The organism is Pseudomonas sp. S49, assembly GCF_009866785.1.
In the GTDB taxonomy this organism is placed as follows: Bacteria; Pseudomonadota; Gammaproteobacteria; order Pseudomonadales; family Pseudomonadaceae; genus Aquipseudomonas.
This window is the reverse complement of the sequence record NZ_CP019432.1, coordinates 2,606,466-2,620,111: the sequence shown is the minus strand read 5'-3', so window position 1 is coordinate 2,620,111 and position 13,646 is coordinate 2,606,466. Positions and strand designations below refer to the sequence as shown.

The following is a 13,646-nucleotide window of genomic DNA, read 5'->3' as shown; positions in this document are numbered from 1 at the left end:
GCCATGGCGATCACACCGCTGGATCTTCAGCAGAATGACAAACAGCTCAAGGGGCGCTTGCAGGACGGTCAACTCGATGGCCCGTTGAACATCAAGGATGACGGGCGCAAACAAGCCGATCTGCATTACAGCCAGGGCGAGCTGCAAGGCACGTCGTTGCTCTATCACCCCAACGGCAAGGTCTGCGCGCAGATGCCGTTTGTGCGCGACAAGCTGCAGGGGGTGGCCAGCTTTTATGCGCCAGAAGGTTTTCTGCAGCGCAAGGCGACGTATCGGCGCGGGTTGTTGCATGGCGAAGCGTTCAATTACTTCCCGGATGGGCAAGTGGCGGAGGCGGAATTCTATCGCGATGGCGTACGTGAGGGGCGTTATCAGCGCTTTCATCCGAATGGCAAACCGGCGGTGGAAGCGCGCTATGTGAATGGCCAACTGCTGGAGCCGGAGCAAGGTTTTGCCGAGGACGGGCGGCCATTGGGTGCGGATGGCAAGCCGATTTCGCGGGTGCGCTGGTGGTATCGGCAGTGGGCGGATCCGCAGCAGGCCTGAAGAGCCCCTCACCCTAGCCCTCTCCCTGAGGGAGAGGGGACCGACTGGGGGATATTGAAGAGGTTCACCGACGTGAAGGATATGCAGTGAATCCATAATCGACCCGTTCCTTGGATAGGCCGAGGCAGTGCTAATAATCGACTCGGTCGTTCAGGTCGACGTACAACGAAAGACACCTCGGTCGGCTCCCTCTCCCTCCGGGAGAGGGCTGGGGTGAGGGTAGCGGTTCAGGGAATCAACATCTGCATCTGCCCCGGCACCACAATCTTGATCACCCCCGCCCAGTTGCACATCAACGTTGAGTTGGCATCGATCGCCGGCATCCCGCCCAGCAACAACGTCGGCGCCCCGCCGGGAATCCACGGCGTGGCCGTCGCCGGAATACACGGCATTGGCGTCAACACCCCCAACGCGGCCGCGGTCGCAGCGGCCACCATCGGATTGGCCATGCTCATGCACACACCGAACGGCAGGATGTTGACCAGCGGAATGTGATCCATGATGTTCGCCGCTGGCATCCCGCCGGTCAGCGTGCGGTTGACCGGCAACACATTGAGCATCGACGGCGCGGCGCCGAAGCTGCACTGCAACGTGGCCGTGGCACAGACTTGCGGACAGCCCATTTCAAAGCTCCTTTTCGACCATGGCATACCCGCTAAACCTTAGTCTGCCGCAGCCCGTCGCGCACATTCCCAAAGGTGATTATCCGGCAACACGCTAACCTATAAGACCGACCCGCGCTTGTGACCGCCCGAGCGCCCCATTAGATTAGCCAATGATGTCTGGCCTCCAAAATAAGCAGAAGGGATAAGCATGGCGCTTACTGACCAGTCCACCCGTATCCGCTCTGGCGAAGAACTCGATGCCAGCCTGATCGATCCGTACCTCAAGGCACATATTCCGGGCCTCAGCGGCCAGCCTGCGATCAGCCAGTTCCCCGGCGGTGCGTCGAACCTGACCTACCTGCTGGAATACCCGGAACAGGAATTCGTCCTGCGCCGTCCGCCGTTCGGCCACAAGGCCAAATCGGCCCACGACATGGGCCGCGAATTCCGCATCCTCAATCAATTGCGCGACGGTTTCCCGTATTGCCCGAAAGCCTACGTGCACTGCATCGACGAATCGGTGATCGGCGCCGAGTTCTATGTGATGGAACGGGTCAAAGGGATCATCCTGCGCTCGGAACTGCCGCCGGAACTGGGCCTCGATTCGGCAAAAACCGAAGCGCTGTGCAAAAGCTTCATCGACCGTTTTGTTGAACTGCACCGCGTCGACTACAACGCCTGCGGCCTCGGCGACCTGGGCAAGCCGGAAGGCTACGTTGCCCGCCAGATCAAAGGCTGGAGCGAGCGCTATGAGAAAGCCCTGACCCCGGATGCGCCGCATTGGGAAAAGGTCAAAGCCTGGCTCAACGACAAGATGCCGGCCGACCACCCGACCTCAAGCATCGTCCACAACGACTACCGCTTCGACAACGTCATTCTCGACCCGCACAACCCGATGCAGATCATCGGCGTGCTCGACTGGGAACTGACCACCCTCGGCGACCCGCTGATGGACCTGGGCAACACCCTCGCCTATTGGATAGAGGCGGACGACCCGGCGCCGGTGCAACTGATGCGCCGCCAGCCGAGCCACGCGCCGGGCATGCTCACGCGCCGCGAATTCGTCGATTACTACGCCGAACGCTCGGGCCTCCAGATCGACAATTTCGACTTCTACTACACCTACGGCCTGTTCCGCCTGGCCGGCATCGTGCAGCAGATCTACTACCGCTTCTACCATGGCCAGACCCAGGACAAACGCTTCGCGCAGTTCATTCACATGAACAAACTGCTGGAGCAGATGAGCCTGCAAGTCATTGCGAAATCGAGCCTCTGACGGCCCACACCAAGGAACCCTTATGTCCAAGACTCAGTTGTTCGACCTCGACGGCAAGATCGCTTTCGTTTCCGGCGCCAGCCGTGGCATCGGTGAAGCCATCGCCAAACTGTTGGCCCAGCAAGGTGCCCACGTGATCGTCTCGAGCCGCAAACTCGACGGCTGCCAACACGTTGCCGACGCGATTATCGCCGCTGGCGGCAAGGCAACAGCCGTGGCTTGCCACATCGGTGAAATGGAGCAGATCAGCCAAGTCTTCGCCGGGATCAAGGAACAGTTCGGCCGCCTCGACATTCTGGTCAACAATGCTGCGACCAACCCGCAATTCTGCAACGTGCTGGACACTGACCTGAGCGCGTTCCAGAAGACCGTCGACGTGAACATTCGCGGTTACTTCTTCATGTCGGTTGAGGCCGGCAAGCTGATGCGTGAAAACGGTGGCGGCAGCATCATCAACGTCGCGTCGATCAACGGCATTTCGCCGGGGATCTTCCAGGGCATCTACTCGGTGACCAAAGCGGCGGTGATCAACATGACAAAGGTCTTCGCCAAGGAATGCGCGCAGTTCGGCATCCGCTGCAACGCCCTGTTGCCGGGCCTGACCGACACCAAGTTCGCCTCGGCACTGGTGAAAAACGATGCGATCCTCAAGCAAGCACTGACGCAGATTCCGCTCAAGCGTGTGGCGGATCCGAGTGAAATGGCCGGTGCGGTGTTGTACCTGGCCAGTGATGCGTCGAGCTACACCACCGGGGTTGCGCTCAACGTCGACGGTGGGTTCCTGTCCTGATCCCCAAAGCAAATACATAACCCCCTGTAGGAGTGAGCCTGCTCGCGATAGCGGTGTGTCAGTCAACATTTATGATCTGACACACCGCTATCGCGAGCAGGCTCACTCCTACAAGGGTTTTGTATCAGGCGATGACTTTCGGCAATTGCCAGCCGAAATGCACCGACAGCAAACGCAACGTCAAACACCCCACCCCCGCCAGCAACGCCGCCGCTACCGGGGAAACACCCAGCCTGCGGGCGATGATCAACACCGCAGCACCGACAAACGCCGAGCTCGCATACAAATCCGCCTGCAACACCACCGGTATCCGCGCCAGCACAATGTCGCGAATCACCCCGCCGCCAACCCCCGTGATCGTGCCCATCAGCATCGCCACAAACGGCGTAATGCCGAAATTCAACGCCTTCTGCGCACCCGCCACGGCGAACAACGCCAACCCCGCAGCGTCGAGCACAATCAGCGTCGATCCAGACCAACCCAGCACCTGCTCATGAAAGACAAACGCCAACCCGCCCATGAAAAACGCCAGCGCCGGGTAACGCCAATCGGCCACGGCATTGGGTGGCGTCGCACCAATCAAAAGATCACGGGTGACCCCGCCGCCAAGGGCGACGATAAACGCAATCACCATCACCCCGAGCAAATCGAGCTGACTGCGCATTGCCGCAATCGCACCCTCGACAGCAAACACCGCCGTGCCGGCCAGGTCGGCCACCAGCACAATCCGCTCAACCCGGGACTTACGCCCCGCCGGCGCTACTGCGTGACGCAACGGGTTGTAGTGATGTGTCGAGTAACCTGCCCGTCGGCGTACACGTCACCGGCGACCTCGGTGTTCTCGAGGACCTGGCAAGTACGTTCCGGTGGCGGAGGTGGCGCTACCGGTGGAGGTGGCGGTGGACTGGCACAACCCGCCAGCAACACAGCAAAAAAAGCCAACGGCAACACGCGTTTCCCAAGAAGGTTCATAGGACGATCCGCGATGAATGGAAGAGCAACTCCCGCGACCGAACCGACCACGGAAGACCTGACCACTCATTCTTTATAGCCGAGGCCCCCGCAAGCGCCAGTGAATCGGCCGGATCGGAGGGGTATGGCTGTCGATTTTGCGTTGGAATCAGCGAGGGTTGGCAGGCTGGGATTCGCTTTGCCAGACAGGCCGCCTTCGCGAGCAAGCTCGCTCCCACAGTGGAACCGAGTACATCTGCAAAAAACAGCTCGGCTGTCAGGCCGCCTTCGCGAGCAAGCTCGCTCCCACAGTGGAACCGAGTACATCTGCAAAAAACAGGTCGGCTGTCAGGCCGCCTTCGCGAGCAAGCTCGCTCCCACAGTGGAACCGAGTACATCAGCAAGAAACAGGTCGGCTGTCAGGCCGCCTTCGCGAGCAGGCTCGCTCCCACAGTGGAACCGAGTACATCTGCAAGAAACAGGTCGGCTGTCAGGCCGCCTTCGCGAGCAGGCTCGCTCCCACAGTGGAACCGAGTACATCTGCAAAAAACAGGTCGGCTGTCAGGCCGCCTTCGCGAGCAAGCTCGCTCCCACAGTGGAACCGAGTACATCTGCAAAAAACAGGTCGGCTGTCAGGCCGCCTTCGCGAGCAGGCTCGCTCCCACAGTGGAACCGAGTACATCTGCAAAAAACAGGTCGGCTGTCAGGCCGCCTTCGCGAGCAAGCTCGCTCCCACAGTGGAACCGAGTACATCTGCAAAAAACAGGTCGGCTGTCAGGCCGCCTTCGCGAGCAGGCTCGCTCCCACAGAAAAGCAAAAGCAAGGCACCTCCCACCTCGCATCGCCTCGGCTCCTCACCACTCAACAGGATGAGCGTTAGCTCGGCTGCAGCTCTTGATCTTGCCGTGCTGGCCCCTTCGGCAGGCTGAGTGGAGGGATTGATCCGGGGGTGGGAGCGCAGCGACCGTTTGGCGAAGCCAAACACAGCGAGAGGAGGTGCAGCGAAGCAAACCGTAGGCGCTGCCCCCGGATCGATCCCGGAACGAAGGAACCCCGAGCTTTAGCGAGTGGGCCGAACGCCGGGGCCCAGCCTTTTGGTTACTTTTTGGCGTTTGAAAAAGTGACCCGCTGTAAGAGCGGAACCGCCAGCCGCAGCACCCGAAGAAACGGATATACACCCAAAACCCCAAGAGCATGGTCGGCCCAAAGGCCGCCAAGCCTAAAAGCCCTAAGCCAAATCCGGATCCCGAAACAAACGCAAAGAATTGCTCTCAAGCTCATACCGCAACTCTTCAATCAACGCCTCAACAGCCTCAGGCGTACGCAACGCATCAAGCTTCAACCCGCTGATCACCAGATCCACCTGCCCCGACACCGGGTGATACAGCTTCACCGTCAGCGAATGATCACCATCGACCAGACACTCACACGCCAGCGGCGAAAAACTACGCTCAAGCTGTGCGCGCAACTGCACAAGATTCATCATTGCGGCTGTTCCTTTAGCAACTTCGAAGGGACGCGACCACAAACCTCAAAAGGCTCGCACCGCACCCCAACAGACTAAGAACAGCCGCCCGACATCAACACCTCAAATTGCACCAGACCCACTAGTGCATTTGCACCCTATCGCTGCCCTTTGCCACCCAACTCCCCGGCAAACAATCCACGCTCGCGCGCCCAGACAATTGCCTCGCTGCGACTGTGCACATCCAGCTTGGAATAAACCGTCGCGACATGATTACGCACGGTGTTCGGCGCCAGTTTCAGCCGCGCCGCGATCTCCTTGTCCGCCAGCCCTTCACAGATCAACCCCAGCACATCACGCTCACGCGCCGTCAGATCAGTGAACGAAACGCTAGGCAATTGCGGCGAGTTGACCTTCTTCACATTGGCCAGTTTTTCGATCAGCGTCCGACTGAACCACGAAGCATCTTTCATCACCTCTTCAATCGCCGCCACCAGCTCAAGCTCGGTGCGCTTGCGCTCGGTGATGTCCATCAACACCAGCAAATAGCATGGCATGTCCTGAATATTCACGGTGTCGGCCGACAGCGCACACTCGAGCAGTTCCGCATCCTTCTTGCGCACCCGCACATCCACCCGATCCACTCGACCGTTTTTCTCAAGCGCGGCCAGCAACCGCGTGCGCGCACCGCTGTCATCGATGAAATCCAGCTGCGTCACGGTTTTGCCGAGCATGTCCTCACTGTCGTAGGCCAAGGTTTCGAGGAACGCCTGATTGACGTCGATCACTTGCTGCTCGTCGGCACTGCAAATCAGGATCGGCACCGGCGTCAAGCGAAACGCCTTGGCAAAACGCTCCTCGCTTTGACGCAACGCCACCTCGGCCCTATGCCTCGGCTCCATGTCGACGAAGGAAAACAGCATGCAATCCTCATCGTTGAGCGTCAGCGGTTGGCCGGCGACGATCACTTGCTTGCTGCCGCCATCGGGCAGACGCAGTTCGGCCTGCATCTGCGGAATGGTCGCGACGTCACGCAGACGTTGAATCGCCAGATCCTTTTTCTCGGCCTGCTCGAAGATGTCGATTTCATAGGCCGAGGTGCCGATCACTTGCTCGCGGGTATAGCCGGTCATCTCGAGAAAACCGGGATTGACCTTGATGTAACGCAGGTCGCTGAGGCGGCAGATCACCGCCGGCGCGGGGTTGGCATTGAAAGTCTTTTCGAAGCGCTGCTCGGCGTTGGCCCAGTCGGTGACGTCGCTCATGATCAGCACCAGCGACTCGGGCTGCCCTTCGCGATCAGTGAGAATCATGCTGCGCACGCTGTGCACCCAGATACGTTCCGGATCATCGGTCGGCGATACTTCGATCAGCACGTCATTGAAACTCTCACAGCGCGCCACCCGGCTGATCGGGTAGTTTTCCGCGGTGATCGAGTGATTGTTGCGATAGCGCAGGTTGAATTTTTTGGCGTATTCGTCGGCATTGTGGCCAAGATCGGTGATCCGGCTGACACCGTGCATGGCCAGCGCGGCTTCGTTGGCCCAGAGAATGCTCTGATCCAGCTCCAGCAGAATCACCCCGTCGGACAGCCCGGCGATGATCTGCTGCAACTGGCGGCGGTTGGTTTCGGTGGTCAGGACTTCCTGGCTCATTGGATCTCCACAAGTGATACGCCCATGTGAAGAGTACGACCGCAGCCACCCGTGATCGTGCCGAGCCATTAATTTGCGCAACAACGCCTACAGGGGATCGCGGTGCATTCGCGACTTCCGGCTTTGTCGTCTAACGTTAATACCTCATCGGATTGAGCCCCTGCCCGCAACACCGGGCTCTTGATCAAGGAGAGACTGATGACGTCGCGTCGCAACATCGAACAGACCTACCGCACCTGGTCCAGCCCGATTCTGCTGGAGCTGAAAAAGCGCGAACACCAAATGGCGCCGGTCGAGCGTCAGGCCCTTGAGAATGTCCTGGTGGAAAGAAGGTTGCTGGACATCGGTAATCCGGACGGTATCGAACGCCGTCGAAACAGCGGTGACTGACACTCCGCTGTCGCGAGCAGGCTCGTTCCCACAGGGTTTTGGGTAGCTCACTGTGGGAGCGAGCCTGCTCGCGAAGAGGCCGGTGCAGACACCTTGATCATTGAGGCCGACGCACCGCCCTCACCCGCCCACTGTCACCGCCACCGCAATAGAAACGATCGGCACCGTCCGCCTCCAGCCCGGAGACACCTTGCCCCGCCGGCATCTTCAGCGACTCGAGCACCTCCCCGTCCTGCACATCGATATGTCGCAACTCACTTTCATCTCCCTCCCAAGTGCCATGCCACAAGGCACCATCCACCCAGGTCACCCCAGTGACAAAACGGTTCGACTCCAGCGTGCGCTGGATCTCGCCGGTCTGCGGATCGATCTGATGAATCTTGCGCTCGCGATACTGCCCCACCCATAACGAGCCGTCCGCCCAGGCCATGCCTGAGTCACCACCATTGCCCGGTGCCGGAATGGTGTGCAGTACGCGTCCGGTGGCCGGGTCGATTTTGTGGATGTGGCGGTCGGCAATCTGGTACAGGTGCTGGCCGTCGAAGGCGGTGCCACCGTCGGCGCCGACCTTGAGCGTGCGCACGGTTTCGCCACTGGCCGGATCCAGTGCGTTGAGCTGTCCGTCGCTGGCGAACCAGACCTGTTGGCCATCGAAGGTCACGCCGTGAATGCCTTTGATGTCATCAAACGGGCCGTACTCGCGAAGGATTTCTGCGTTTGCGTGTTTCATGGGGGCTTCCTCGTGGATGTGTGGGTCCAGCCTAGCCATTGCCCAGCGACACCGGGAGTAACAAGATCGTCGCGAAACCCGGCATTGGCGGCGTCATCCAGCGCCGCGCCCGGCCGACACCGAAGGCCTGCACCTTGCCCACCAGCGCCAATGCCTCCAACGCCCGCTGCACCTGGCGCTGACTGTTGCCCAAGGCCAGTGCCAACGCCGAACTCGACCAACTCTCGCCGTCGGCAAGCAAGGCCAGCAACGCCGCGTATTTGTCCTCGACCGGCAGGGTCAGCAACGCCACATCCGCGGCCACCAGCGCAAAGCCTCTTGGCGTTGCGGTAATGCTCGCCAGCGGTGCCAACGCCGCACGCAACCGGCCGATTTCGACCCGCAAGCGGGCACGGTGCGACTCATCCGTGAGGGCAAAACCAAAGGCTGTGGCGAACAGCGTTTCGCGCGCCACATCGTCCGGCCAGGCTTGCGCAAGCAATCGTGCGAGATTGAACAGCACCGGCCGCGTGGCCAGCGGCACCGTCATGCCGGCACCGCGCACGCTGTAGCGACAGGCATCGACGATCAGTGTCGACGAGTTGAACAACGCTTCAACCTGCGCCAGATTCACCCGTTGCGCCTGACCGGCAACGCTCAGCCGCGCTGCCGGCGCAGCGAGCATGTGACTGGCCTGATCGACCTCGGCGCGCAGTGCGGCGATCCCGGCCTGTTGCGCCGCAGCCTGCGCCCGCGCCAGCGCCGCGCGGGCCTTGTGTGCCTGGACCCGACGCACGGCGATCCCGGCGGCAATCAACTCATGAGCAGTACGCAGCGCCGGCGGCAACGGCGCCGGGTCAGTTTCACCCAGCAACGTTTCGGCCTCTTGCAGCTCGCCAATCAACAGCAACCGGCGAATCTGCAAATAGCGCGCGTGCGCCGCGTTCACGCCGTCACCGTGCGCCTGCAAGACCCGCCGCGCCGCCTCCAGCGCCTTCACCGGCCAGCCCAGATCCCGCGCTGCCAGCGCCACCTCGGCCTCGGCGACCACACAACGCGCCCGCGACAACGGTTCATTGCTGCCGAACGCCTTTATCGCCCGTTGCAACAACGCCTTGGCGCGGGGCAGATCACCGAGCTGAGCCATGGCAATTGCGCGCAGGGCCAGCGCCGGCGGGTCATCACGCAGAGCGACGTAGTTCAACGCGCCTAGCGGGTCACCAGCAGACAGCGCGCGGCCGGCGGCGTTGATCAGCGAATCCATGGCTCGTCCGTCCCTCGATGGCTGAATCGTGAGCTGAGTCTGATCGCTGATTATGGCGCGTTTGGACGCTTGATCGGCTGTTTCAGTTGTTGCAACATCGGCACAGCTTTTCCAATGGATGGAGTCGAGCATGCTGGATGCAAACGCTAGCCACATTACCTTCACTGTCGAAGGCGCCAACGCCGACCTGCAAGTCCTCAGCTTCACCGGTCGCGAAGCCCTCAACCAACCGTTCCGTTTCGACCTCGAACTCGTCAGCGCCCGCCCCGACCTCAAACTCGAAGAGCTGTTGCACAAGCCCGGCGTCCTGACCTTCGGCGCCACCGGCGAAGGCAAGATCCACGGTCTGGTCTATCGCATCGAGCAAGGCGACTCCGGCAAGACCCTGACCCGTTACAGCCTCAGCCTGGTGCCACAACTGGCCTACCTGCGGCACAACCACGATCAGCAGATTTTCCAGCAACTGACCGTACCGAAGATCATCGCCCAGGTGCTGGAGGATCGCGGCATCCTCGCCGACGCCTACAGCTTCCAGCTCGGCGCCGAGTACCCGGAACGCGAATACTGCGTGCAGTACGACGAATCCGATCTGCATTTCATCCAGCGCCTGTGCGAAGAAGAAGGCATTCACTTCCACTTCCAGCACAGCAGCAGCGGCCACAAACTGGTGTTTGGCGACGACCAGACCGTGTTCCGCAAGCTGAAACCGGTGAGCTACCAGCAAGACTCCGGCATGGCCGCCGACAAACCGGTGATCAAGCGCTTCAACCTGCGCCTGGAAACCCGCACCACCCGCGTCAGCCGCCGCGACTACGACTTCGAAAAACCGAAGATCCTCCCCGAAGGCGCGGTCAAAACCGAGTTCGCCCCGGACCTCGAGGACTACGACTACCCCGGCCGCTTCACCACCCGCGAGCGCGGCAAGTTCCTCTCCACCCGCGCCCTCGAACGCCATCGCAGCGACTACAAACTCGCCGAAGGCAAAGGTGACGAACCAACCCTCACCAGCGGCCATTTCCTCACCCTCGCCGAACACCCGCACGCCGAGTGGAACGACCTGTGGCTGCTGCTGGAAGTCTTCCACGAAGGCAAACAGCCGCAAGTGCTCGGCGAAAACGTCACCAGCGACGTCACCGACAACAAAAGCGATTTCCACCAGGGCTACCGCAACAGCTTCCTCGCCACCCCGTGGGACGCGCACTACCGCCCTGCCCTTGAACACCCGAAACCGCAAGTCCTCGGCAGCCAGACCGCCGTCGTCACCGGCCCCGCAGGCGAAGAAATCCACTGCGACCCATACGGCCGGATCAAAGTGCAATTCCACTGGGACCGCGACGGCCAGTCCAACGACAAAACCACCTGCTGGATGCGCGTCGCCAGCGGCTGGGCCGGCGCCGCGTACGGCGGCATCGCCATCCCGCGCATCGGCATGGAAGTCCTCGTCACCTTCCTCGAAGGCGATCCCGACCAGCCACTGGTCACCGGTTGCCTGTACCACAAAGAAAACGTCGTCCCCTACGACCTGCCGGCCAACAAGACCCGCAGCACCTTCAAGACCCTGAGTTCACCGGGCGGCAAGGGCTACAACGAATTCCGCATCGAAGACAAGAAAGGCGCCGAGCAGATCTACATCCACGCCCAGCGCGACTGGGACGAAAACATCGAGCACGACCAGAAGATTCGCGTCGGTAACGAACGGCACGACACCGTCGAAGCCAATACGCTGAGCGAGTTCAAGGTTGAAGAGCACCGGATTACGCATCTGGACCGGATTAGCGAAATGCGTGCGGATGATCACCTGACCGTCGGTGTGACGCAGCATCTGAAGGTGGGGACTGCGCAGTTTGTTGAGGCCGGGTCAGAAATCCATTACTACGCCGGCCAGAAGGTTGTGGTCGAAGGCGCCATGGAACTCACGGCCAAGGCTGGCGGGAGTTTTGTGAAGGTGGATGCCGGTGGTGTGACCATTAGCGGGGCTGAGGTGAAGGTGAATACCGGCGGCGCGCCTGGCGTGGGGACCGGGATCGCCATTCTTGCTCCGCTGATTCCCGGACTGGCGGCGACTGACACGGCCGGCAACTTGATGGAACGGGCCAAAACCAATCCCACCTGGCTTGAACTGAACCTGCACTACGACAATCTCGAACCCGTACCCGGCGCGTCTTATCGCGTTGAATTCGCCGATGGTTCGACTCGCGAAGGTGTGCTCGACAGCGACGGATTCGCCCGGCTGGAAGACGTGCCAAAAGGCCCCGCGAAAGTCTATTACGGTGAAGACCCTCGTCCCTATGATCGTCCGGCAGTGGCCGTGGTTGACGCTTCTGACGATAAAATCGACGAAGATCTGCGAAAACTGGGTCTTGACCCCGCCACCGTTGATCTACAGGCATTGGTCGAAAAAGCCGCAGGGAGGCTGGCATGAGCGAACAAACAAGCAGCAACGACGACCGCACCGGGGCTTATCAGGAAGCGGCTATCGAACTGGGCAAAGGCATTGCGATGGGTGCGGTGCCATTTCTGGGCCAGGCCATTGACGTGTACGACACCATTGAATCCGCCGTTCTGCTGTACAAATCGGACACGCCCGGAGCCAAGGAAGATGCCCAGTTCGACTTGCTCCTGGCAGTGATCGGCTGGATACCCGGCGCGGGTGACGGCTTGAAAAAAAGCATGCGTATCGTCAACCGCAACCCTCAACGATTCGCCCCGGTTTTGTTCGATCTGCTGCGGTTCGTTCTGCAGGAATGCGGCATCAAGACCAGTCCGGAAGAACTCCTGTCACGTATTTTCAACGCCGGCAAACTGCGTGCGGAAATGGACGACATCATTTCCGCGATCAGAAGTTCCTCTGTTTACAAGGGCTCGCCGGGTTGGGTTCAAACCGCCGTGGTGACCGTCCTCGCTACCGCCCGAGACAACATGCCGGCGATGCTTGGCATTGTTGAAAAACGCCTGATCAAATGGAAAGGCATGCAGCGCAACAGCTCCGCCGCGTCGTCTGGCACCAGTCACCCACGGCGCGCGGAAAAACCCGCCAACCGCGATTCCTCCGTCGGCACTCAAGGCAAGGACGGCGCCAGCGGCACCCACTCCAACCGTGTCGAATCCTCCAAGGTCGGCGTTCAGGCGCCTTCGAGCATTTTGAATGAAGGCTTGGGCGTCAGCGGCGAACATATCGCCGATTACATCTGCGCAGTCGAATTCGGTTGGGGCAAAGATTGGGATGGACATGACAAGGGGGCGGATGGCAAATGGCTGGAGGGGCTGCCGGGTGCCACGAAAACCGGAAAACTTTCTTCGGGAGGCAGCCCTAAAGCCAGGCATGTCCTTTACAAACTGTCTGACGGCGCCAATGGAACCGGTATCGACGCGGTCTGGCGCGCGAAGCCAGCGAACAATGGCGGCGAAAAATTCGCGATTGTCGAAGCGAAGGCGAGCCGCGAAGAAGATGCACCAAAATTCATGCGTAGAGCCAATAACACTCGAAAACCCGGCATCGCCTCCAAACTGGGAGAATCGGGCATATCGGGCGTAACGCGCATCGCCGACGCAAGCCAACTGCTTGAACCGATCGAAGATACCCCTGAGGCCGGTGCCAGCAAGCCCTCAACGTCGATGAGAACCGGAAAAAACAAACCACAGGCATCCAGCCGCTCACCGGCCCCCTCTGCCAAGATCAAAGAAATACTGGTTCAAATGAGCAGTCAGTGGATCACCCAAAACCTGAACAAGGCTGTGGCTGGTCGCGCACTTGCCGCACAGGTCCTGGCCTCTTACAGTCGCCATCTGTTTTATTCCCCGCTTTATCATTCCAGCGCAAGCCCGAAAGACCATGCCGAAGCGCGGTTTCAGAATCTTGCAGAAAGCACCCATCGCACACACAAGGCGTTTCATTACAACGAAACCGAGGTGAAAGCGGCTGTAAACAAGCGCAAAAAGTCCTTGGCAAAAAAATATGGCGCGAGGGACTCCCTCAAGCTTGAGGCATGACATCA

Annotated in this window: 12 protein-coding genes; 6 read left to right on the top strand and 6 right to left on the bottom strand. The window is 60.4% G+C overall.

Translation table 11 applies throughout. The features are described from left to right. Positions 1-3: 3 nt before the first annotated feature. Positions 4-546, top strand: a complete 543-nt coding sequence (locus PspS49_RS11640; RefSeq protein WP_150751800.1) for a toxin-antitoxin system YwqK family antitoxin — start codon at positions 4-6, stop codon at positions 544-546. A 227-nt stretch (positions 547-773) separates the two neighbouring features. Here PspS49_RS11640 and PspS49_RS11635 read toward each other — a convergent pair whose 3' ends face one another. Continuing rightward, the gene (locus tag PspS49_RS11635; RefSeq protein ID WP_007911072.1) at positions 774-1,169 is read right to left on the bottom strand and encodes a DUF4280 domain-containing protein; all 396 of its coding nucleotides are present in this window, start codon (positions 1,167-1,169) and stop codon (positions 774-776) included. Between the two features lie 190 nt (positions 1,170-1,359). Here PspS49_RS11635 and PspS49_RS11630 point away from each other — a divergent pair, with 190 nt between their 5' ends. Then, on the top strand, positions 1,360-2,427 hold the full coding sequence (locus tag PspS49_RS11630; protein ID WP_150751799.1) for a phosphotransferase family protein: 1,068 nt from the start codon (positions 1,360-1,362) through the stop codon (positions 2,425-2,427). 22 nt (positions 2,428-2,449) lie between these two features. Beyond that, positions 2,450-3,217, top strand: a complete 768-nt coding sequence (locus tag PspS49_RS11625; protein WP_034152479.1) for an SDR family oxidoreductase — start codon at positions 2,450-2,452, stop codon at positions 3,215-3,217. A 124-nt stretch (positions 3,218-3,341) separates the two neighbouring features. Here the strand turns inward: PspS49_RS11625 and PspS49_RS11620 are convergent, their stop codons facing one another. From PspS49_RS11620 to PspS49_RS11610, 3 genes are all read right to left on the bottom strand, one after another. Beyond that, the gene (locus tag PspS49_RS11620) at positions 3,342-3,935 is read right to left on the bottom strand and encodes a trimeric intracellular cation channel family protein (RefSeq protein WP_238786340.1); all 594 of its coding nucleotides are present in this window, start codon (positions 3,933-3,935) and stop codon (positions 3,342-3,344) included. Positions 3,936-5,396: 1,461 nt separating this feature from the next. Next, positions 5,397-5,654 carry a DUF1652 domain-containing protein gene (locus PspS49_RS11615; protein ID WP_127926739.1) on the bottom strand — a complete coding sequence of 86 codons (258 nt, stop codon included), beginning with the start codon at positions 5,652-5,654 and terminating at the stop codon, positions 5,397-5,399. 137 nt (positions 5,655-5,791) lie between these two features. Continuing rightward, positions 5,792-7,288 carry a helix-turn-helix transcriptional regulator gene (locus tag PspS49_RS11610; RefSeq protein ID WP_160039361.1) on the bottom strand — a complete coding sequence of 499 codons (1,497 nt, stop codon included), beginning with the start codon at positions 7,286-7,288 and terminating at the stop codon, positions 5,792-5,794. Positions 7,289-7,486: 198 nt separating this feature from the next. On the opposite strand from PspS49_RS11610, the gene PspS49_RS11605 reads away from it, so the two are divergent. Further along, positions 7,487-7,678 (top strand): hypothetical protein, encoded by a 192-nt coding sequence (locus tag PspS49_RS11605; RefSeq protein WP_038366183.1) that lies wholly within the window; start codon positions 7,487-7,489, stop codon positions 7,676-7,678. Positions 7,679-7,775: 97 nt separating this feature from the next. On the opposite strand, the gene PspS49_RS11600 is transcribed toward PspS49_RS11605, so the two are convergent. Together PspS49_RS11600 and PspS49_RS11595 are read right to left on the bottom strand one after the other, a co-directional pair. Continuing rightward, positions 7,776-8,408: a PQQ-binding-like beta-propeller repeat protein gene (locus tag PspS49_RS11600; protein WP_160039359.1), complete on the bottom strand. Its 633-nt coding sequence runs from the start codon at positions 8,406-8,408 to the stop codon at positions 7,776-7,778. Between the two features lie 31 nt (positions 8,409-8,439). Beyond that, positions 8,440-9,651 (bottom strand): helix-turn-helix domain-containing protein, encoded by a 1,212-nt coding sequence (locus tag PspS49_RS11595; RefSeq protein WP_160039357.1) that lies wholly within the window; start codon positions 9,649-9,651, stop codon positions 8,440-8,442. 130 nt (positions 9,652-9,781) lie between these two features. On the opposite strand from PspS49_RS11595, the gene PspS49_RS11590 reads away from it, so the two are divergent. Continuing rightward, positions 9,782-12,073 carry a type VI secretion system tip protein VgrG gene (locus PspS49_RS11590; RefSeq protein ID WP_127926735.1) on the top strand — a complete coding sequence of 764 codons (2,292 nt, stop codon included), beginning with the start codon at positions 9,782-9,784 and terminating at the stop codon, positions 12,071-12,073. Further along, positions 12,070-13,641: a hypothetical protein gene (locus PspS49_RS11585; protein ID WP_127926734.1), complete on the top strand. Its 1,572-nt coding sequence runs from the start codon at positions 12,070-12,072 to the stop codon at positions 13,639-13,641. Before PspS49_RS11590 ends, PspS49_RS11585 begins: the two co-directional genes overlap by 4 nt. The last annotated feature ends 5 nt before the right edge of the window (positions 13,642-13,646 follow it).